Source organism: Paenibacillus sp. 05T425, from assembly GCF_056396205.1.
Genome location: NZ_JBFTLA010000010.1, coordinates 32,260 through 54,485, shown reverse-complemented (window position 1 = coordinate 54,485; position 22,226 = coordinate 32,260). Strand labels below are relative to the sequence as shown.

Annotated in this window: 18 protein-coding genes; 7 read left to right on the top strand and 11 right to left on the bottom strand. The window is 50.7% G+C overall.

The annotated features are described in order from the left end of the window. Window positions 1–142: 142 nt before the first annotated feature. The 3 genes from AC1DF0_RS22180 to AC1DF0_RS22170 all read right to left on the bottom strand — a co-directional run bounded on the left by AC1DF0_RS22180 (window position 143) and on the right by AC1DF0_RS22170 (window position 3,751). Window positions 143–1,876: an extracellular solute-binding protein gene (locus AC1DF0_RS22180; protein ID WP_442050513.1), complete on the bottom strand. Its 1,734-nt coding sequence runs from the start codon at window positions 1,874–1,876 to the stop codon at window positions 143–145. Window positions 1,877–2,001: 125 nt separating this feature from the next. Beyond that, window positions 2,002–2,880, bottom strand: coding sequence for a carbohydrate ABC transporter permease (locus AC1DF0_RS22175; protein WP_477575343.1), 879 nt, complete (start codon window positions 2,878–2,880; stop codon window positions 2,002–2,004). Window positions 2,881–2,896: 16 nt separating this feature from the next. After that, on the bottom strand, window positions 2,897–3,751 hold the full coding sequence (locus AC1DF0_RS22170) for an ABC transporter permease (RefSeq protein ID WP_337099833.1): 855 nt from the start codon (window positions 3,749–3,751) through the stop codon (window positions 2,897–2,899). 268 nt (window positions 3,752–4,019) lie between these two features. Here AC1DF0_RS22170 and AC1DF0_RS22165 point away from each other — a divergent pair, with 268 nt between their 5' ends. Together AC1DF0_RS22165 and AC1DF0_RS22160 are read left to right on the top strand one after the other, a co-directional pair. Further along, window positions 4,020–5,744 carry a sensor histidine kinase gene (locus AC1DF0_RS22165; RefSeq protein ID WP_442050511.1) on the top strand — a complete coding sequence of 575 codons (1,725 nt, stop codon included), beginning with the start codon at window positions 4,020–4,022 and terminating at the stop codon, window positions 5,742–5,744. 42 nt (window positions 5,745–5,786) lie between these two features. Further along, window positions 5,787–7,415 (top strand): response regulator transcription factor, encoded by a 1,629-nt coding sequence (locus AC1DF0_RS22160; protein WP_442050510.1) that lies wholly within the window; start codon window positions 5,787–5,789, stop codon window positions 7,413–7,415. A 10-nt stretch (window positions 7,416–7,425) separates the two neighbouring features. Here the strand turns inward: AC1DF0_RS22160 and AC1DF0_RS22155 are convergent, their stop codons facing one another. Further along, window positions 7,426–8,427, bottom strand: a complete 1,002-nt coding sequence (locus tag AC1DF0_RS22155) for an MBL fold metallo-hydrolase (protein WP_477575342.1) — start codon at window positions 8,425–8,427, stop codon at window positions 7,426–7,428. Continuing rightward, window positions 8,427–9,182, bottom strand: a complete 756-nt coding sequence (locus AC1DF0_RS22150) for a class I SAM-dependent methyltransferase (protein ID WP_477575341.1) — start codon at window positions 9,180–9,182, stop codon at window positions 8,427–8,429. Before AC1DF0_RS22150 ends, AC1DF0_RS22155 begins: the two co-directional genes overlap by 1 nt. Before the next feature lie 178 nt (window positions 9,183–9,360). On the opposite strand from AC1DF0_RS22150, the gene AC1DF0_RS22145 reads away from it, so the two are divergent. The 3 genes from AC1DF0_RS22145 to AC1DF0_RS22135 are packed head-to-tail and all read left to right on the top strand — an operon-like array spanning window position 9,361 to window position 12,886. Beyond that, window positions 9,361–10,692: a spore germination protein gene (locus tag AC1DF0_RS22145; RefSeq protein ID WP_477575340.1), complete on the top strand. Its 1,332-nt coding sequence runs from the start codon at window positions 9,361–9,363 to the stop codon at window positions 10,690–10,692. Beyond that, the gene (locus tag AC1DF0_RS22140) at window positions 10,689–11,789 is read left to right on the top strand and encodes a GerAB/ArcD/ProY family transporter (RefSeq protein WP_477575339.1); all 1,101 of its coding nucleotides are present in this window, start codon (window positions 10,689–10,691) and stop codon (window positions 11,787–11,789) included. Before AC1DF0_RS22145 ends, AC1DF0_RS22140 begins: the two co-directional genes overlap by 4 nt. After that, window positions 11,786–12,886, top strand: coding sequence for a Ger(x)C family spore germination protein (locus tag AC1DF0_RS22135; RefSeq protein WP_477575338.1), 1,101 nt, complete (start codon window positions 11,786–11,788; stop codon window positions 12,884–12,886). Before AC1DF0_RS22140 ends, AC1DF0_RS22135 begins: the two co-directional genes overlap by 4 nt. Before the next feature lie 75 nt (window positions 12,887–12,961). Here the strand turns inward: AC1DF0_RS22135 and fni are convergent, their stop codons facing one another. Further along, the gene (gene fni / locus AC1DF0_RS22130; protein WP_477575337.1) at window positions 12,962–14,017 is read right to left on the bottom strand and encodes a type 2 isopentenyl-diphosphate Delta-isomerase; all 1,056 of its coding nucleotides are present in this window, start codon (window positions 14,015–14,017) and stop codon (window positions 12,962–12,964) included. A 287-nt stretch (window positions 14,018–14,304) separates the two neighbouring features. Between fni and nagB the strand changes: the two genes are divergently transcribed. Together nagB and nagA are read left to right on the top strand one after the other, a co-directional pair. Beyond that, complete coding sequence (nagB, locus tag AC1DF0_RS22125) at window positions 14,305–15,030, top strand: glucosamine-6-phosphate deaminase (protein ID WP_442050503.1); 726 nt, start codon at window positions 14,305–14,307, stop codon at window positions 15,028–15,030. Then, complete coding sequence (gene nagA / locus AC1DF0_RS22120; protein WP_477575336.1) at window positions 15,031–16,218, top strand: N-acetylglucosamine-6-phosphate deacetylase; 1,188 nt, start codon at window positions 15,031–15,033, stop codon at window positions 16,216–16,218. A gap of 54 nt (window positions 16,219–16,272) precedes the next feature. On the opposite strand, the gene AC1DF0_RS22115 is transcribed toward nagA, so the two are convergent. The 5 genes from AC1DF0_RS22115 to mdh all read right to left on the bottom strand — a co-directional run bounded on the left by AC1DF0_RS22115 (window position 16,273) and on the right by mdh (window position 22,189). After that, complete coding sequence (locus tag AC1DF0_RS22115) at window positions 16,273–17,055, bottom strand: DeoR/GlpR family DNA-binding transcription regulator (protein ID WP_477575335.1); 783 nt, start codon at window positions 17,053–17,055, stop codon at window positions 16,273–16,275. A gap of 2 nt (window positions 17,056–17,057) precedes the next feature. Next, window positions 17,058–18,014, bottom strand: a complete 957-nt coding sequence (locus AC1DF0_RS22110; RefSeq protein ID WP_477575334.1) for a sugar kinase — start codon at window positions 18,012–18,014, stop codon at window positions 17,058–17,060. Window positions 18,015–18,060: 46 nt separating this feature from the next. Continuing rightward, window positions 18,061–18,486, bottom strand: a complete 426-nt coding sequence (locus AC1DF0_RS22105) for a hypothetical protein (protein ID WP_442050500.1) — start codon at window positions 18,484–18,486, stop codon at window positions 18,061–18,063. A gap of 498 nt (window positions 18,487–18,984) precedes the next feature. Next, on the bottom strand, window positions 18,985–21,144 hold the full coding sequence (gene recQ / locus AC1DF0_RS22100) for a DNA helicase RecQ (RefSeq protein ID WP_477575456.1): 2,160 nt from the start codon (window positions 21,142–21,144) through the stop codon (window positions 18,985–18,987). A 100-nt stretch (window positions 21,145–21,244) separates the two neighbouring features. Further along, window positions 21,245–22,189 (bottom strand): malate dehydrogenase, encoded by a 945-nt coding sequence (gene mdh / locus AC1DF0_RS22095; protein ID WP_442050499.1) that lies wholly within the window; start codon window positions 22,187–22,189, stop codon window positions 21,245–21,247. Window positions 22,190–22,226 lie beyond the last annotated feature (37 nt).

Sequence of the window (22,226 nt, the reverse complement as noted above, 5' to 3'; positions counted from 1 at the left end):
CGTCCTTTCTCGTTCAAATCCATCGATTAAGCCGTTATTAGGCATAAAAAATCAGCCTGCTCTTACAGTTCGATAATGACACTGCAGGTAACAGGCTGATGTGCGACGTTCATGCTCTAGGTGTAAGTTCTAGGAGGCAATATTACTTAACGCTGTTGTACCAGTCGTTAACTTCCTTCGTAATTTGCTCCCCGCCGGATTTCTTCCAGTTTTCAACCATCTCGTCGAACGAGTCGATTGGTTGTTGACCGTAAATGATTTTGCTGTACGTTTCGTTGAGCAGCTTGTTCAGAAGCTCATTTTTGCTTTGCATCGTTTCYGTCAATGGACCCATGTAGTAGTTTTTCTTACGAATCGATACTTGGTCCATAACTACTTTCATTGCGTCTGTATTTTCTTTCAGACGAGTATTGAATTCTTGTTTCTCGTAAGGCGTTACTGGCTCTGCGCCGCCTGCAAGCTTGACATGCGTATCAGCATACAACGTAGGGATACGTGCGCCTTCATAAGTCAGCGTGTAGTAAAGCGGCGGTGCCGTTTGGTCTTTCAAGCCAGGGAACAGATCAGGGTATTTGGCAATATCCGCTGTGATCGATCCGTCTGGAAGAGTCGCATAGTCATAACCTTCCGCGAAACCTTTCTCGAATTCGCTGCCCGGTTGCGGGTTAGCAAGGTTATCGAAGAACCAGTTGTAGTAGTGAAGAATCGCTTCCGGATTTTTCGAATCTTTGTTGATGAAGATGTAACCGTTAGCCGGCGGGTTTCCGCCTTGCGAACCGATCGTGCCGTCTGGACCTGCAGGTACGCCGTATGCTTTGTACGAAGCGCCTGGAACATTGTTTTTCAGATCCGGGAAAGGCCATGCCGGCAGCCAGTTAGGTCCAAAGATAATGCCCGCTTCGCCCTTCGTGAACAGCTCGGAACCTTTCGTTTCGTCGAACAATGCCGAGTCTTTCGAGATGTAGCCTTTGTTCATCCATTCATTCAGCTTGGAAAGCGCGTTTTTCGTTGCAGGGTTAACCGAACCGTGCTCCAGAGTGCCATCCGCAGTCAGATTCCATTGTCCTGGCACGGAACCGTAAGCGCCGAACACGAAGCCGATGTCCGTCATCCAGTTCGCGAAGCCGTTCTTGAAGCCTGTTGCCAGACCGATCGTATTTTTCTGTCCGTCGCCGTCTGGATCTTGGTTCGTGAATGCATCCATAACCGTTTCCAATTCAGCAATCGTCGTAGGCGCTTTCAGACCTAGCTTATCGAGCCAGTCTTGGCGAACCCACATAACATGGTCACCGTTGTATGCATAGTCGAGAATCGGCAATGCCATTTTCTCGCCATCACGGCTGATTGGCAGCCAGATCGTCGGATCGAGCTCAAGACCAGCTTTGTATGTTTCGTTCGCGTATTTGTCAACAAGATCGCCAACCGGCATGAATTGGTTGGAGTCGATCAGCATGTTGACCGTCTCAAGATCGCCGCGGTATACAACGACATCCGGCATTTTCTCACCGGAGGAGAGCATCAGGCGAAGCTTTGTTTTGTAAGCGTCATTCGTGTTCGTTACAACCCAATCATACTTAATGTCAATGCCAAGACGTTCTTTGATAAGGCGTGTATGAACGTTATCTTCGATCGATTCGCCTTCTTTGAAGACCGAACCGTTTTGGTTAAGTCCCCAAACCGTCGACAGCGTAATAGGAGTCGTGTATTTACCGTCCTTAAAATTCTCCTCTGCTGCCGCTTCGGTTTCTTTCGGCGTGTTGCTTGCTTTACCGCCGTTCGTTCCCGTATTCGTATTGTTGCCGTTGTTGTTACCCGAGCATGCCGCAATCGCCAGCATAAAAGTAAGAATTAATAGTACAGACAACCACTTTTTCATTGCTCTACCCCCATAAGTAATATTATGTTATTTATAACGATATTTCATATCGCTATAATTTAACTATAATGCCATATTAATCACTACGAAAGACCATTATTTTGTTATCGATGCCATTTTCTCGCCTATTCTTTAACTGCTCCCAAAATGATGCCTTTCACGAAATAACGTTGTAAAAACGGATATACAAGTAGGATCGGGAGTGTCCCTATGAATATTTGGGCCGACTTTACCGTACGCTGAGAAATGTTTTTGAGCTCATTGATATCCGGATTAATTTTATTGAAATCTTGTTGTACAATTATCGTTTGCAAAAATGTTGATAACGGATATTTTCTATAATCTGTAATATACAACAAACCATCAAACCAGGAGTTCCAGTGCGTCACCATCGTGAACAACGAGATCGTCGCCAAGGCCGGCATGGAGATCGGAAGGAAGACACTCCAAAGCGTCCGGAACTGGCCTGCGCCGTCGATCGTTGCCGCCTCTTCCAGCTCCTTCGGAACTGCGCGGAAGAAGTTCATTAACAATACCATATTGAATACATTGATCGCGCCTGGCAAGACGAGCGCCCAGATTGAATTCATCAGATCCAAGTTGCGGATCAGCATGTAGCCCGGTACGATACCGCCGCTGAACAGCATCGTGAACAAGAAGAACCACGTATAGATCGACCGGCTGCGGAAAACACGATTGTCCTTGGACAAGGAGTAGCCGGCAAGAATCATAAGGCTCATACCGACCACAGTACCCAGCACAGTACGCCATAAGCCGACCTTTAGCGCATTGAAGAAGTTCGCATTATTCAACGTCTTCGAGTAAGCGTCGAGATTGAATCCGATCGGCCAAAGCTTGACTAGATTCGCGTTCGCCGGCGAGCTTGCACTGAAGCTGACAGCGAGAATATGAATGAGCGGTATGACGCAAGTAATGCAGATAATCGCGAGCAGTACGTAATTGAATACAGAAAACGTTTTGTAGCCTGCTGTTTTATGATACATGAAATCTCATCCTTTATTAGAAAATTCGATAACCAGCGAATTTGTATGCCATCCGGTAAGAGAATACGATCATGATTAAGCCGATAATCGATTTGAACAAGCCGACCGCTGTACCAAAGCTGTATTGACCGTTGAGGATAGCCGTGCGGTATACGAACGTATCGATGATGTCGCCTTTGTCGTAGACAAGCGCATTATAAAGGTTGAAGATTTGGTCGAATCCGCCGTTCAGGATGTTACCAAGCGACAGCGTGCCGACAACGACCGCAATCGGAATCATCGACGGGATCGTGATATGAATCGTTTGCTTCCAGCGCGTTGCGCCGTCGACTTCCGCTGCTTCGTACAAAGACGGGTTAACGCCGGACAGCGCGGCCAGGAAGACGATCGTGTTGAAGCCGAAGTTTTGCCAAATATCGCTGACAACGACCGTAAAGCGGAACCAGTCCCCGTCGCCAAGCCAGAATACGTTAGACAAACCGATCGCATTCAGCGTCTGGTTGACGATACCTTTGTTGCCGAGCATATCGGTCAATATCGCACCGAGAATAACCCAAGAAATAAAGTGAGGCAGATAGACAAGCGTTTGTACAACGCGCTTGAACAGCATTTTGCGAACCTCGTTAAGCAATATTGCGAATGTGAACGGTACAATGAGACCGAATACGATTTTTAATCCTGAAATAATAAGCGTGTTCCATATAACCTGCTTACTGTCCGGATATTCGAACATAAACCTGAAGTGCTCCAGGCCGACGAATTTCGATCCGGAAATGCCGTCATACGGCTTAAAATCCTGAAATGCCATGATGAGACCGCTCATCGGCACGTAAGCGAAGATGAACGTTACGATAACTGCCGGCAGCAGCATCAGATGCAAGGGCCAAGTGAGTCTTATTTTCTCTCTACCTTTGTTCTCCCGCTTCTGCAGTTGTTTCTCTGCTTGCGGCAGCGGTTTGTTTAATGCGCTATCCACTCCTGTTGCCCCTTTCCAAACAAAAATTGATTTGTGTTTTATCAGCTCTCCTGTATGATTAATTTTATCAGCAGTATCTCCTGTGCTATAGACCACGTTCTTTGGAAGCATGCCACTTTGTTGACTTATCTATCGCTATTTAAACAAAAAAGTGAGGTTGACCATGCGTTTACGAGAAAATACGTTCACCAAAATCATGACGTTAATCGTTTTGCTCCTCATTCCGATAATCGTCTTGTATACGCTTTCGATTCGGACAAGCATCGAAGTTATTAAGGAAGAGATGAAGTCCTTGAAGCAGAAGGATGTCGCCTTCTTAGCCAGCGAGATTGATCGGAGTGTAACGACGCTTTCGTCGCTCGGTTTTTTGCTTAGCGAGGATATCCATATTCAACAGCTGCAAACTTTGCATTTGATCGAAAGCGCCTACGTGCGCAATGACGAGAAGCTGCGCATCATCGAGCGCCTTCGGCTGCTAAACGTATCCCAGCGCTGGGATACGCAATATTCGGTGCTAGCGCCCGCAAGCAAAGAGTTCGTATCAACCAACATATACCTTGGTTACGATCTGGATTACGTCAAGCAAATTTATGCGCCAAAATGGAAATATGAAGAAATGATTATTCAGAACATAAAACAGAAGCGGTTCGTACGCCATATTGTTAAACCGAACAATAAAGTAAACGACCTTGAGAACGCCGGCATCATCGTCGAAATCTCTTTTCCCGAGGAGCATCTCATTAAAGACCTCGATACGTTCAAGCTTGCAGGCAAAGGAGACCCCTTCCTCGTCCATAAGGACGGCGCGGTCATTCAGAATCGTAACGCGGACAAAGAGATGACCGATTCGATTCAAAGCTTTCTCCCTAGCATCACATCGGATACTGCCGCCAACAGCATCATAAAAGTACACGGGAACGACTTCCTAGTGACGACCGCGCATATAGAAACGCTAGACTGGTATCTTGTCGATTATGTGCCGCTAGCCGACATTCTCAAGCCGATCGTCAAAAGCCAGAACCTGTTCTATGGATCTGTGGGTCTGCTCCTTGTCATGAGCCTGTTGGCCGGATACTTGCTCTATCGGAACGTTCAGCGGCCGATCGGCCTGCTCATCCGCAGCGTGAAGCGGCTGCAGGACGGCAACTATTCGACGAGGATTACAGCAAATCCAAAAAATGAATTTACGTACCTATTCCATCGGTTCAACGACATGGCAGCTAATACGGAGCAATTGATTCAGAAGCTGTATGCGGAAGAAATACGAACCCGCGAAGCCAATGTGAAGCAGTTGCAGTCGCAAATCAACCCGCATTTCCTGTATAATTGCTTCGCGCTTATACGCAGCTTGGCAAGACTGGACAAGAAAGAGTCGGTTATGAAGCTAGCGATGCATCTGTCCAAATATTATCGTTATACGACGAGGGTAGAGAAGCAAACCGCTACTATTAAAGAAGAGCTTGATCTGATCGAGAGCTACTTGGAAATTCAGCAATTCCATATTCAGCATTTGTCCTATGAGATTCACGTACCGGAAACGATGCATCATCTAGAAATTCCTAGACTGCTGCTTCAACCGCTTGCCGAGAACGCGGTCCTTCACGGCATTGAACGTTTCGAAGGCGATGGCATTATTACGATTACCGGAGAGAGCAATGATCGTTACTATACGATCACCATTGCGGATAACGGCATAGGCGTTACCGAGGATGGGATGAGGAAGCTGGAGATGAGCGTAATGAATCCGCCGAACGATAGTACCGGATGTGCGCTATGGAATATCCGACAACGGATGATATACCAATTCGGCGCCGAGGCATCGCTGACTTTCCGCGTCCAGCCTGAAGGCGGACTTGCCGTATCGATCACTTGGCCGCATAACAGTTAGACGATCAGACACATACTTCACCATTGGAGGTGCATCACAGCCTTGTATCAATTGTTAATTGTTGACGACCAGCCCGATCTGGTTGAAGATCTGGCCCATAACTTGCCGTGGAGCACGGTAGGCATCGATAACGTGCATCAAGCCTATTCGGGGCAAGACGCCATTGCCATCATGAACGAAACGCCGATTGACATCGTCATTACCGACATTCATATGCCCGGTCTATCGGGGCTTGAACTCATCGAACAGATTCGCGGCACTTGGACCAATGTAAGATGTATTCTGCTTACTGGCTACAACGACTTCGAATACGCCAAGCGGGCGCTGCAGCAGCAAGCGACCGATTATTTGCTTAAGCCAGCGGAGGATGAGGAGCTGCTTGAAGCGGTGAAGAAAGCGGTCACCGAGCTGGAGCAGCATTGGAGCGCGGTAACCTCGCAGCATAAGTCGCTGACCTCAATGAAAGAAAATTTGCCCGTTTTGCGGAAGCATCTGCTCGCTTCGCTGCTGCATGGCAAAACCTTTGCCGCATCCGAAGAGCTGCAGCAGAAGCTCGACATGTTCCAACTGCCTCATACGGCAGGCTCGCCGTTTTGCATTATGCTGCTGCGCATGGAGGACTACTTCGATGAGCAGTCAGAGCGGGATAATTCCTTGCTCGAGTTCGCCGTATGCAACATCGCCGAAGAAATATTCGCCGACGAGTATACATTGTGGCACTTGAAGGATGATCACGGTTATCTCGTCTTCCTGATTGTGCGCAAAACGAGCAGCAAGACGATCGACACCGCGGGCGAGCAGCTTAACCTGCAGCAGGTCGAATCTAAGGTCGCTCAGCTTCAGCATTATGTGAGCCTTTATTTGAAAGGGACAATCTCGCTCGTGCTGAGCAAGCAAGCCTTGTTCCCCGATGAAGTCAGAGATACGTACGAGCGTTGTCTCTACAGCTTCAGACAGCGGATTGGTAGCGACCGCGGCTTTATGTTCTCGCTTGCGGATGAAAGCGACCAAGGCGAAGCCAATTCGCTGACGCAAATTTACAATCCGCCGCTTCTCCATCATTTGCTCGAGGCGGGACAATGGGACGCTATTACCGACAAGCTGAACGGCGCTTTTGAGGAATTGGAGCATAAATGGGGCGATTCACATGAGCACATCTTGGAGACTTATTTCAATATCGCAAGTTCGCTCAGCTTTTCGATTCATAAAAACAAGCTGTGGATGGCCGACATTATGAAGGACAACTTCAACCAACTGCTCGGCGGACCGCATTTCCATACGATTAAGCAGCTTCGGGCATGGACCGAGGATGTGTTAGGCGCTTACCGTAGCCAGATGAGTTCGAAAAATCGGGACTCACGTTCCGGCATCGTCCAGAAGGTTCAGGAATACGTCTCGAATCACCTCGAGGACGCTTCTCTCCAGACGATTGCGGCGAATGTCTATCTGAACCCCTCTTATCTGTCAAAGGTGTACAAGCTTGAGACCGGGGAAGGCATAAGCGATTACTTATCGAGGCTGAAGATGGAAAAGGCGGCTCATCTGCTTCGCTCCTCCAACGAGAAGATCTACGAGATCGCCGCCAAAATCGGTTATTTGAAAACAAGCTATTTCATCAAAGTATTCAAGGATCGTTACGGCATTACGCCTCAAGAATTCCGCGACAGATAATCATATATTATTACGAGGGAGTTACGGCATAGTATACGCCGCTGGTACAGCTGTTCGCGGGACTATAAGTAGCATGTCCCCGCTGAACAAGCTCGTACAAATGGGCAAGCGTCTCAGCCATCGCAAATCGCAGATTATGCGGATTGTCTCGCAGTCTGCTGCCGAATAGAGCCTCGCACATGTCGAAAGCTGTGCGAGGCTCTTCTGCGAGCATCTCGGCCATCCGCTCGAGTCGGCGTCCATGATGGGAGATAAGCTCTGCTATTCGTCCAGAGAAATCGCCGAATGGATCGCGATGTCCGGGATATGCCATCTCCACCTCATAGCCGGCAAGCTCCTTCAGACTTGTAAGAAATAAATTAAGAGGCTTCTCATCCTCGCCAGGCACGACGCTCACATTAGGGGTAATATGCGGCAATACTTGATCGCCGCATATCATCCATTTGCGCTCCGGTTGATAGAAGCATAACTGACCGGATGCATGTCCAGGAGCGTCTATGAGCAGCCAGTCCAGGCCGCCTAATGCAATCGTGCTGCCTGCTTCTATATAAGCGACTTGCGGCTGCGGCGATACCATCTTCACGAAGCTGGACAGATTATGTCCAATCGCGTCTATCAACTCCGCCGGCATGCCGTGCTCGGCGAACAGCGATTGGAGCTCCTCTGCGTACCGGCTGTCCTCGCCCCATAACCGCTGTGCATAGGCATGCGACTTCCTCGACATGTAGACCGGCGCGCCGCTTTTCTCCTGCACGTAACCGGCGAGGCCGTAGTGATCAGGATGCTGATGCGTTAATAAAATGCGCGTAACATCCGTCCATTTGAGCTCATGCTCCGTCAGCGCTGCTTCCCAAGCTGCAATCGCCTCATCTGTCCGCAATCCTGGATCGATCAACGTATAACCGTCTTCCTCCGGTATGACATAGCTATTGACCCACCTCAGTGAAAATGGCAGCGGCACCTTCACCTGCAGCCACCCATTCGCAAGCTTTAAGATATGTAATTCCCCCATTATATCGCCCTTCCTATCATGACTAATCGATTAGAATCGGCCTCCCGGTAGGGAGTACCGTCATAATTGCCATATACACCTATCAGATCTAAACCCGAGCTTGTGAAGTGATCCCTGAACCAATCCAGCTCATAAAGCCGAACACGCTCCACATACTGCCGCTTCGCATCCTTGCCGTCCTTGAAATCTAACTCCGTTATCGTGATTTCCTTCTTCACCCATTCGCCGTCAATCCTCCGCACCTCCTCGATCCGAACGCCCTCTTCCTCATCCTCCCTTACGGAATGGGGAACGAGATGCTCCGCGACGTAGGTTGGATTCAAGAAATCGATGAGGCAAAGCCCTCCTGAACGGAGTACGCGCCTAATATTGCGCAGCACGCCAATATTATCCGACTCTCGCGCAAAATAACCAAAGGAAGTAAACAAATTGACGGTCGCATCGAAGCTTCCATCCTCGAAAGGCAGCTCGCGCATATCCCCGTGTATCCACTCGACTTCTCCATTCGCATCATGCTGCCTTGCTTCCTCCAACAGATCGTCCGATAAGTCAACGCCCGTAACCGCGAAGCCCAGATCGGACAACGCAACGGAATGCCTCCCCATTCCGCAGCCGATATCGAGCACTTTGGACCCTTGGGGCAAACCAAGCAAGCGAATCATTCGCTCGATTTCCTTCCTAGCGGCCTCCATGTCTCGATGCTTATAGACGAGCATATAATCGTTGCCGAAGCTTGTCTCATACCAAGGTTTCATTCACTCTTACTCCTTCATTATCGCCTGCTGCTATACGCGGATCGTCATGATTACTCATTGTACTTGAATTCTTTACTCCTCGCAAAACGATGCATCGGGCAGCCATATAGCATAATATACGTCCCCTTGCACAAACTATGGTAGCTTATCCAAATTGCGAAAGGGGAGGTAATCTGTAATGAACGAACGCATAAGGCTGATGTTCGCGGAAGCGGTCGACATGRAGCTCGAGGAGCTGAGCAATGGCGATATGACCATTCAGGTCGCCTACCTCGCTCCGATGTGCGAAGAGAAAATGATCAGCGATTACATATTCATACCGTTCGCTAAGCAGGAAAAGCCTTTTCGCGAACTGCTTCATACGATTGCCGAATATAAGGTTGTTGACGACGTAGCCAAATGGCGTAGTCTGCTGCTGCGCGGCAATGTGCTTATCGAGGCGGACGGTACCGTCTATTCGTTATACACCGCTCGCATCATCTGCAACGAAAGCCCGCAGACGCAGGTAGAGAGCGCCATACAAGGCCCGCAGCTTGCCTTAAGCGAAGACTTAAGCAAGTCGTTGAACCTCATTCGGAGCATGTATCAATCGGCTGATTTATCCGTAGAGGAGCATACGATCGGCTATGTATCCCAAACACCCATCATGGTCGTATTCGACCAACGGCGCGTTGACCCTTCCGTTCTGGACAGCGTTCGCGACAAAATAACGACCCTTCACGTGGAGATGGTTAATGCGGCGGGCGAACTGGAGAAGCTGCTTATCGGCAAGCGCAAGCATTTGTTTCCGACGGTGCTCATAACGGAACGTCCCGATCGGATTACAAAAGCAATCGCCAAGGGCAAAGTCATCCTACTAATGAAAAGCAGCATGTTCGCGCTTATATTGCCTGCTACTTTTTTCGACTTCATGCATGCGGTCGAGGATAATTACGAGGCATTCTGGATGACGAGATTTCTTATTTTCCTGCGGTATACATCTATTTTGCTTACAATCACGCTGCCAGCCCTCTATATTTCCGTCGTCTCCTACAATCCGGAGCTGTTCCGCGTCCAGCTTGCGTTCTCGATCGCCGGCAGCCGTTCGGCCGTTCCTTATCCTTCCTTCATCGAAGTATTCATCATGCTGTTCATGATTGAGACGCTTATTGAAGCGAGCATACGGTTGCCAAGGTATATCGGCTCGACGGCGACGACCGTCGGCGGTCTCATCCTAGGACAAGCCGCGCAGCAAGCCGGCCTTGTCAGCAGCATTATGATTATCGTTACTTCGGTCGTAGCGATAGCGAACTTCGTCGTTCCGGTCAGCTCCTTATCGTTCGCGATTCGATTCTTGAAATATCCGTTAATCGTGATCGCGATTTTCTTCGGCATATCAGGCGTTGCGGTCGGTATGTTCGTCTACATGACGTACTTATGCAATCTGCGCAGCTTCGGCAAGCCGTACTTCCGCGTATTCGGCAAACTTCAGCCGACAGAAGGCGATATCGGGCAGGTGAAGCATAAGTGAACCGTTACTTTTTCTACAACTTTATACTCGTAAGCTTCATTAATCTCATGCTGTATGTCCCGCATATTCTTGTTGCTGATCGTTATAAAGGCGCCGTCATGTCGCTTATTATAGGCGCATTGATCGGGACGATCCTTCTGTATATGTATACGAGCGCCCTGGCAAGGTATCCTGGCAAAGGATTGCCAGAAATATTGAAGCTGCATTTGCCGAAATGGATCGCTAATACGCTGATCATCTTTTTTGCTCTGTTGTGGCTATATGCAACGTCGATCGCAATCATCGCCTTTGCTATTATGATCAACCGTTTTTTCAATCCCGACGTGCATGTCGCTCTTATATTGGGCATGCTCGTTCTCGCTTGCGGGTATGCGGCCACCCGTTCTACGATGACCGTTATGCTCGTCATCGAGATTGGCTTGATTGTGAATGCGCCGATCATTTTTTTTGTATTGTTCAAAGCCGGCAGCAACCCTCACTTGAACTGGGATGCGATACGTATTATAGCCAACTACGTAACGAAAACGCCGACGCTGCAGTCCGTCGCGGCTGCGTCTTATATTTTCACCGGATACATTAGCATGTCGCTGTTCAACCGATTAATGCCGTCCAACTTCCGCTTCCGGCACCGCTGGATATTTCCGCTTGTCGGTTTTTTGATCATGCTTACTACTTTTTTCGTCCCGATCGGCATTCACGGCACGGAGACCGTTGGTCATTACATTTACATTTGGAGTATTACAGCCGACGCGCTCCTCATGCAATACGGCTTCATCGAGCGTGTATTGTTTCTGTTCCTCATCATATATTTGAACCTTACGCTCATCTTTACGATGTCCGGCTGGCATCAGGCTATGGAATTCGTCAAGAGTACGATGTCGAGTCATAAGCCCGAGGTGGACAGCATGCAAGCGCCGACCGCCAATTATGTTATCGTCGGCATATTCATCGCCCTTACTTTCGTCTACATGTTCATAACGAACGAGAAGATGAACATGGTCATTTCCAGGTATTGGTTTATTGTCCGATTGTTCGTCGAAATCCCTCTTGTCATCGGGCTGTTTATGTTAAGTCGAAGGAGACCGAGATCCGCATGAGAAAATTGATTCAGTGCTTCATTCTGCTCGTGCTTCTCTGCTTCGCAGGTGGTTGCGGCTTCAAAGACATCGACAAACGTTTCTTTGTAGTAGCGACGGGGATCGATAAGTCCGATAACGAGCAAAAGCCCTATCGCATTACCCTACAGCTCGCCGTTCCGTCTCCCAAGATCGAGCCAGGCGCATCCAAAGTACAACTGGAAACGATCGAGGCCAGCAGCATAGCTGAAGGGGTTCGAATGCTGAAGTCCTATGTTGACAAAGAACTCGATTTCGGTCATTGCAAACTTTTTCTGCTTGGGGAGAACCTAGCCCGAACCGACTATACCGGCCTCTTGCAGTGGATGCGGCGAAGAAGGGACATCCAGAGCGTGGCCGACATTGCCGTGGCAAAACCCGATGCTAAATCGCTGCTTGGCATTACGCCCGTATCCGAACGTTATCCGGGTAATACTCTTTTCCTAAGCTTCGGAGCTGACGGGACCGATTCGCCATTCTCGTACGTCCAGCCGCTGTCCGAATTTTCGAAGCGAGCTTTCGAGAAGGGATTAGACCCGCTGCTACCGATTATCGTTTCCGATTCCAAAAAAAGTTACATTATCAACCGAACAGCTCTACTCGATAAAAACAAAATAAGCGCGTTGCTATCGCCCGAAGAAACGCAGCTGTTCAATCAGCTTGACCAAAGCTTTGCCAAATCATCGATTCACGGAACTTACGAGGGCGTTCAGATCGTTGGAGCAGTAAACGACATTCGTTCGAAGTACCGTATGAAAAGCGAAGATGATAAGGTCGTCATTACGTTCAACGTCAAATTAAGCATTGTGCTCGAGGACGCTCCAGAGAACTTGTATCAGCATGAATGGCAAACAATTGAGAATAAGCTGAGCAAAGACTTCTCGCAGCAATCGGAAGCGCTCCTTCTGAAAATTCAGCGCGCCGGCGTCGATCCGTTCGGCTTCGGTCTTCGGTATCGCGCGAACCATCATACTAACAATCCAAATGAGGCATACGAGAAATGGCTGTCCCTTTATCCCGGCGTCGAATTCAAATTCGATACGAAAATAAATATTGAAGGCACGGGGTTAATTCAATAAAGCACGGCTAAATAGCAACGAGTGAAGTCGTTACTACCTAGCCGTGCTTTATTCTTGATTACGCTTATTTGTATATTAAATAGCAATAAGTCGATTCGTATTACGAAGCTCCTCAATCGTACCGGCTCCAATACCAAACATGGCGGTGCGGAGCTCGAATTCAATCCGTTCGAACTGCTCCAGCAGTTCCCGTACCGATACTTCGCTGTTGCCGCCGGCTGCCTTCGGAAGCAGCACCCGGCCGAAGCCTGCCATATTTGCGCCAAGCGCAAGCGACTTAGCCGCATCAACGCCATGCTGCAAGCCGCCGCTTGCGACAAGCTTCATAGAAGGCAAAGCGCTGCGGATCTCAGCAATACTGAGCGCCGTAGGAATTCCCCAATCGGCGAAAGCTTCAGCCGCTTCGCGCCGCATCATGTCCTTCGAGCGGAACTTCTCCACCTGACTCCATGACGTGCCCCCTGCGCCTGCGGCATCAATGAATGCAACGCCGACGCCTGCAAGCGCGGACGCTGTCTCTCCGTCGATGCCCCAACCAACCTCTTTAATTCCAACAGGTACGGAGACCGACCGGCACACTTGCTCGATTCGGGCGTACAAGTGACTAAAGTCCGTATCACCCTCCGGCTGGAACACCTCCTGCATACTGTTCAGATGCAGGACGAGCGCATCAGCCTCCGATAGATCAACCGCCCGTTGGCACGCTTCCGGTCCGAATCCGTAATTAAGCTGCACCGCGCCAATATTGGCGATAACCGGTACAGTAGGCGCTTCCTTACGGATCTTGAATGAGGCCGCAAGCTCCTCTTGCTCGATCGCCGCCCGCATCGACCCTAGACCAATGGCCMAGCCTCGCTCTTCCGCCGCAATCGCAAGACGGCGATTAATCGCTCCCGCTTCATCCGTGCCGCCGGTCATGGAGCTGACGAGCAAAGGTGCTCCGAGCTTCTTGCCGAACCACTCTGTCTCGAGGCTAATGCTTCGGAATGACAGCTCCGGCATCGCGTTATGCTTGAAGCGCAGACGCTCGAAGCCTGTCTCGATACCGACACCGTTCACCTTCTCCTGCAAGCATATTCGTATATGCTCACCTTTCCGCCTTGCTGTTGCCTCCTGCTGCTCCACCGCCATACGACTTTCCTCCCACGCCATAACTTCATCTATGCAAGCTATTGCCCCCCGCTAAGAGCGAGCAGCCCTCTTCGCCAATTAGACATATAGAACTAGCATAGCATACATTTTCGTTTCGCGCTTCCGCATCGGGATATTTGGCGGACATGCGTTGGTTTATTATTTATATGATCTTTACAATCATTATTTTGACTTTTTTAATCATAATTTTGTTGTTTATCCGTCGAAAATGTTTTACACTTAAAATAGCAAATACGCTCAACCCCTATTTTAAAGGAGGCTACGTGATGGAAATCATTCAATTCGATACGCAGCAGGAGCTGGACTCTTATGCAGCGCGATATATTACGAACCTGGTTAAAGAAAAGCCGCAAGCTGTGCTGGGACTGGCCACAGGATCGACACCGATCGGAATTTATGACAAAATAGTACAAATACACAATGATGAGCGCGTCAGCTTCAAGCAGGTGACGACGTATAACCTCGACGAATATGTCGGTCTGCAACCGCAGAACGATCAAAGCTACGCCTACTATATGAACAGTCATCTGTTCTCCCGCATCGATATTGTTGCTGAGCAGACGCATCTGCCGAACGGCATGGCCGACGACGTTGAAGCCGAGTGCATCCAATATGACAAGATGCTGGCGGAACAACCCGTCGATGTACAACTGCTCGGCCTTGGACATAATGGACATATCGGCTTCAACGAGCCCGATCAAAACCTCTCCGGCGGCACTCATGTCGTGAAGCTGAAGCAGGAAACTCGCGAGGCGAATGCCCGGTTCTTCGATTCCATGAACGATGTGCCTGAATATGCGGTGACGATGGGCGTAGGCTCGATTCTGAAAGCCAATACGATTATTTTGGCTGTTCGCGGTGCAGACAAGGCGCAGATCGTCAAGGATGCGTTGACCGGACCTATTACGACTAGCGTACCCGCCTCCCTGCTTCAGACACATCCGCGCGTCATTGTTCTCCTCGACCGAGAGGCAGGAAGGATGTTGAACTAAATGAAAGAACACGATGATACAAAACGCTTCACTATACGCAATGTCCGTATCGTCTTAGAGGATAGCGTTGAGGCAGGCAGCATCGTTATCGCTGACGGCCTTATTGAAAGTATTGCAATTGGAAGCAATGCTGAAGCGGTCAATGGCAGTGCTGTCATTGACGGCGAAGGCGGTTACGTGCTGCCGGGCTTCATCGACATGCATGTTCACGGCGGCTTCGGCGCCGACTTCATGGACGCCAGTCGTGACAGCTATGACAAAATCACCGGTTTCCACGCCGCGAACGGCACAACGACAATGCTGGCCACGACGATGACGGCTTCTAAGTCATCCATCGACGCCGTTCTTGAAGCTGTAGCTGCATACCGATCGGCTGAAATGCCATATGCAGCCTTGCACGGCGTTCATCTGGAAGGGCCGTTCATTAGCGAGAAGTGGCCGGGCGCGCAGAACCCTGCCCATATTCGCACGCCGCAGCTTAGTTGGCTGCAAGAGTGGGCGGAGCGTTGGCCTGCCCTCATTAGCCAACTAACGCTAGCTCCGGAGAAAGAAGGCTCCGTAGAGACGATTGCATGGACGTCGCAGAACGGCATCGTAACCGCATGCGGCCATACGGATGCGCTGTATACGGAGATCGAAGCTGCGGCTAATGCCGGCTTGTCCCAAGCGGTGCATACGTATAACGCGATGCGGGGTCTTCACCACCGCGAGCCGGGCACGCTGGGCGCCGTATTAACCGACGACCGGATCCATGCCGAGCTTATTGCCGACGGTCATCATGTGCATCCCGTTGCCATTCGCTTGCTTGTCGCGGCAAAACCCGAGGATAAAGTCATTCTAATCACCGATGCCATGTCGGCAGCCGGTATGCCTGACGGCCAGTACGAGCTCGGCGAGCTGCCTGTCGTCGTAAAGGACGGCGTCGCCCGCCTTGCAGAAGGCGGCGCGCTCGCAGGCAGCAGCCTGACGATGATCGGCGCGATCCGCTTCATGCTCGCGAATACGAGCCTGACGCTACCGCAGATCAGCGTCATGGCGAGCGGTAACGCCGCAAGACAGCTTCGCATCGACGATCGTACAKGCTCGATTGCAATCGGCAAGCAAGCCGACCTCGTACTGACAGACGCCGAGCTGAACGTGCGCCAGACGTGGGTGCAGGGAAGATCGGTTTTCGCAAGTAACGAGTAACATAATAAACAGCCCGATAAGATCATTAGATCTTATCGGGCTGTTTTTACTAGATTAACCGGTCACATATACCGCTATACGCTGTTCTTCCAGCAGCTTTGCCAATTCGCCCTCGAGCGGAACGTCGGTGATGACGCCGCCAAGATCAGCAATGGGCGCAATGGAGAACAAGGATGTTCGATCCGTCTTCGTATGGTCGAATACCGCATAAGTAGAATGGGATCGTTTGATGAGTGCTTTGGCAATTTGGGCTTCCTGCTCGGAATACGTCGTAATGCCGCCAGCTGCCGAGATGCCATCGATGCCGATGAACATTTTGCCAATATGTAAATGTCCGACCATGCCTTCGCCAAGCGGTCCGCACAGCTCGAAGCTATTATGACGCATGATCCCTCCGGTCACAACGACTTGAATCGGGCTCCCAGCCAGTTCCATCGCGATATTGACCGCGTTCGTAACGACCGTTATGCCCTTCCGTGACTTGAGCAGCTTAGCCATAAGGAAGTTCGTCGTACCGCCGGAGAGGCCGATCACGTCTCCTTCGACGATAAGCGAGGTAGCCAGCTCGGCAATCCGTTCCTTCTCTAGAATCGATAAGCCCTCTTTCTCGGCAAAAGGAAGCTCTCGAACGGTGTGCATGCCGTCATACATGGCACCGCCAATCGTGCGAATCACCGGATAGTCGCCTTCCATCTGCTCCAGATCGCGCCTAGCAGTCGCTTCCGAGACACCAAACCGCTCTACGAGCTCTTGAATCGTGATCCTTCCCTGCTGCTTAAGATGCTGCAGGATCGCATCGCGCCGGCGCTGTCCTTTGGAGCCGCTCGTATTCGCCATTATTAGCGTTCCACCCAGGCTTTCGCCGATAATCGCTGTTCCACAATGTCCCACTCTGGCAGCGCTTCCCAGTCACCGCGCATTTGCACGACGAGCGAACCGTTAATGCTGGCAAGCCGTACCGCTTCAACCGGCGTCATGCCTTTCATAATGCCTGCAAGGAAACCGGCACAGAACCCATCACCCGCACCAACCGTATCGACGACCTGCTCGGCCGGATAGAATGGAAGGCTGTCCTCTTGATCGCCGTTCAATACAACAGTCGTATCGCCCATGCCTTTGATAATACTGATCGCTTTCAATTGCTTAAGCTTGCCTTTAACAAATTCATAGTCGTTCGTATCGTACAGCAGCTTCAGCTCATCCCAGCCTGGCAGGAAATAATCCGCGTCTTCGGCAATCGGCAACAGCGTCTCGCGCGCTTCCTCGATCGACCATAGCTTTAGCCGCAAATTCGGATCAAAGCTGATTTTCACGCCTGCTTCCTTCGCAACGGCTACCGCGCGCTTAAGCGTATTTCTGCTCTCTTCGCTTATAGCGGCAGTAATGCCAGTCACATGGAGCAGCTCCGCTCCGCGTATGTATTGCTCGTCAAGCTTGTCCGGCGTCATTTTGCTCGCTGCGGAATGCTTGCGGAAGTAATGTACCGCAAGCTTGCCCGCCACATGCTCGCGGAACATCATGCCGGTCGGAGCGCTGCCATCGAGCTTTGCACGCGATATATCTACGCCCTCTCCGCGGAGCGTCTTCAAGATGAGCTTGCCGAACGGATCATCGCCTAGCGCGCCGAACCAGCCTACGGAAGAGCCGAGTCTAGCAAGTCCAATCGCGACATTGCTCTCAGCCCCTCCGAAGCTTTGCTCCAGCGAAGAAGCTCTTTCGATTGATTTATGTTCTCCTGGCATGAACAAGGCCATGGATTCGCCAAACGTAACAATTTGCGGTGATGATTCATGCATAGTGCAATCCCCCTACAGCTTATTCACGTTTATGTTCGCGGTATACTTATGGAGTAATCGGAAATCTCATGAAGTAAATAATTACAATGTACAGAACGAGTACGATCAAGCTCAGCACACGCGCTTTTTGGATATGAGCCGTTGCGCTCTTGCCCTCTTGGATCGAGGAAACAATCAGCTTAAGCGGCTTCGTTACGATACCTCCGATAGCAGCGATTCCTAAGAACAACAGCGTGATGATGATCATCCAGACAACTGCATAATCGCCTTGGGACATCATATAACCGCCTGTAAGCAGTTGAATCACGAGAAAATATTGCGCGATTCGGTTCGCAGACAGCAGCCCGTCAGCAAGGCCCTCTTGCCCTGCTCCTGCCAGTTTTGTTGCTCTGCCCAGCATGATCGGAAGCACGATATAGAAGCCCATTCCGATTGCGCCAAGCAAATGGATAAACCACATTACATTAGACATTATTTTTCCTCCTCTTATGGTTCGCGAAGCGAGTAATATTTCAGTCTTTGTCCGCTTCTTTCAAACTTATACCTAACATGTAGTTTATCAGATACGAGATTGTTTTCAAAGAAATACGCTGGTATAAAGGTCAGAATTACAGCTTTTCTGACTTCATTTGTGAAACATTAACGAACTTTCGATGCATAGCGCGCATGGTGCCCGTTTTTGAGGTCGCCTCGGACCTAGTTATTCCAAGAAACCCAGCTCCATCACTCGGAAAACTGTCATAACGGCATTTCGTCGAACTATATTCAACCTCTATGCTGAACAAGCTCCAATAGCGGCATTTCGTAGAACTATTTCACCATTTATCAAGTTCTATCACTCAAATAGCGATTTAGCTGCCCGAAATCGAACTATAGGGCCATTTCAACAAGAAGCATACCAATTAGTTGCCCAAAATGCCGTTGCAGCGTGAGCGAGGATACATAGGTTAGCTGGTTAGCTTCGATCCGCTTATGATTTGAAGCCGTACTTGCTCATGACGCCATGAATCGCGAAGTAGGTCACGTCCTCGGGCAATAAGTCTTTAATAGGACGTAACTTCTCCGTTCCAATCTCACCGATCACATCCACGATCTGCTGCTCGTAGGTTTCAGGAATAATACGGCTCCAGTCTACTTCCAGCCCTTCATCGGCGCAGCGGATAATATGACCCTCCACCGTTACCTTACTGAGACCACGTTCCTTCGCAATCGCGTCCGGCTCCAAGCCCTCTTGGAAGAGCGCAAGTGTCGCGATATGGCTTGGCTGCTCGTCATCGCCTTGCGGCGAACGCTTAGGAGCAGGTGCAGCTGATATCGTCGCACTTCGGGCTGCTGTCTGTCCCTCTACGCCCCCTTCGAAGCTTTGAAGAATATCTAGCAGCTCCGCACCGTACTTGTCCGCTTTAGCGGCGCCGATTCCTTTGACGTTCAGCAATTCATCTACGCTAAGCGGGTGCGCGACCGCAATCTCCTTCAGCGTAGCGTCGAAGAACAGCATGAACGGCGGCACGCCTTCGGCTGACGCCCGCTCCTTGCGCCATTGCTTGAGCGCATCGAATAGAGGCGATGCCGCGAAGCTGTCCGCAGAAGCGGTCTGACGAACCGTCGTCCGCATCCGCTGCATGATCATCTCGCGCCCTTCAAGCACAGGGAGCGCGCTGGCTGTAAGCGAGACGGTCGGAAATTGTCCGTCGCTAAGCCGCAAATAGCCTTCGGCTACGAGCCAATACAGCCAATCGGCAATTTCTTTCTCGGCCATATTCCGCATAAGGCCGTAGGTAGAGAGTCGATCCAATCCGAATTCGAGCAGTCTTTTGTCACGCGAGCCCTTAAGCACTTTGGCGGCCATCATCACGCCGAAGCGCCCTTTCATCCGGCCAACGCAGGAGAGAGCCATCTTCGCTTCCTCCGTGCGATTGACCGGTTCACTCTTATCGAGACAGCTGCTGCACTTACCGCACGCTTCAACGCCCGTCTCGCCGAAGTAATCGACGATGAACTGCTGCAAGCAGCGCTGCGTCCGGCTGTAATTCATCATCGTGTTCAGCTTCGACAGCTGAATCGACTTGCGATCGGTATCGCCTGTTCCCTGTTCAATCAGGAAGCGCTGAACTTGCATATCGGCAGGCTCGAACAGCAAAATGCATTCGCTCTCCTCGCCATCGCGTCCCGCTCTGCCTGCTTCCTGATAATACGACTCCAGATCGCCGGGCATTTGCCAATGAAGTACGTATCTAACGTTAGGCTTGTCGATACCCATGCCGAAAGCGTTCGTTGCAACCATGACGCGCAGCTCGTCGAACCGGAACTTCTCCTGCGTATCTGCCCTCTCCGCATCGGATAGTCCTCCGTGGTACTTGCCGGCCGCGATACCGCTGCGAATCAAGGAAGCACATACCTCCTCCGCTTCCTTGCGGGTAGCCGTATAGATGATACCCGACTGCTCCTTGCGACCCGAAAGGAACTTCTCTAGGAACTTCTTCTTATCTACGCCCGTCACGACGGACAACGATAGATTCGGTCTCGCGAAGCCGGTAACGAAGACGCTCGGATCGCGCAGCTTCAGCATCGCCGAAATGTCCTCCGCCACTTCCGTCGTAGCGGTAGCGGTGAAGGCCGCTACGAGCGGCCTATTCGCCATCCTGGCTATCCAGCCCGCTAGCTGCCGATAGCTCGGGCGGAAGTCATGGCCCCATTGCGATACGCAATGCGCTTCGTCAATCGCGATGAGCGGAATAGCCAGCTGCTCCGATAACGATTGGAACATCGGCGCATCGAGCCGCTCCGGCGCTACATAGAGCAGCTTGTATTCGCCTTGCATGGCGCTGCGCATAACATCCCTATATTCTGACGCGCTAAGCGAGCTGTTCAAGAAAGCCGCAGAAACCCCTACGCGGCGAAGCGCGTCAACCTGGTCCTTCATTAGCGAGATGAGCGGCGATATGACAAGCGACGTTCCCGGCAGCAGCATAGACGGAATTTGGTAGCAGATCGACTTGCCTCCGCCAGTCGGCAATATAGCAAGCGTATCTCTCCCATTCAATATGCCTGCAATAATATCTTCCTGCCCCTTGCGGAACGTATCATATCCATATACCCGCTTAAGCGCCTGCTTAGCTTCTTCGATCATTTCCAATCCGAATCCCTCCCCCACATGTGCAAAGAAAGACCCTGGCAGTTGTCTGTCAGGGTCCTCCCGAACGAAATGTTATATGCTAGCCTAATCCTTATTAACCTGCTGTAACGATTTGAATCACGTTGCGCACGGATTCAGCAGACTTATCAAGCGCTGCTTTCTCTTCAGACGTCAGTTCGAGCTCAAGCACTTTCTCGATGCCGTCTCCTCCGATAATGGTCGGTACGCCCATGAACAGATTGTTATAGCCGTATTCGCCTTCCAGCAATGCAATAACAGGAAGGATGCGTTTCTTGTCCTTCAGAATCGCCTCTGTCATTTGGACAAGCGAAGCTGCAGGCGCATAATAGGCGCTGCCGTTGCCAAGCAGGTTAACGATCTCTCCGCCGCCAACACGGGCGCGCTGCACGATCGCTTCAATGCGTTCAGCGGAGATCAGCTTCTCGATTGGAATACCGCCGACGTTCGAATATCGAACGAGCGGCACCATATCGTCGCCATGGCCGCCAAGCACGAAGCCGCGTACGTCTTCAACGGAAACGTTAAGCTCCTGCGCGATGAACGTGCAGTAGCGAGCTGTATCGAGCACGCCGGATTGGCCGATTACGCGGTTTTTAGGGAAACCAAGCGTTTGGAATGCAGCATAAGTCATAGCGTCAACCGGGTTGCTAAGGATGATCACGTAAGCGTTAGGGCTGGTCGCCTTTACGTTCTCGCATACGGACTTGACGATGCCGGCGTTCGTGTTAACGAGATCGTCGCGGCTCATGCCTGGCTTGCGGGCGATGCCAGCCGTAATAATAACGACGTCGGAATCCTTCGTATCCTCATAGCTGGAAGTACCGATGATGTTAGCATCAACGCCGAGTACAGGAGTCGCTTCGAGCATGTCGAGCGCTTTGCCTTTCGTCGGGTTCTCAAGCGGCGCGATGTCAACGAGAACAATGTCGCCAAGCTCTTTCTGAGCAAGCATAAGCGCTGTAGTCGCACCAGTAAAGCCTGCACCAACAACTGTAATCTTGTTACGTTTGATAGCCATTAGATCAATCCTCCCGATTGATAGCAAACCGAAAGGG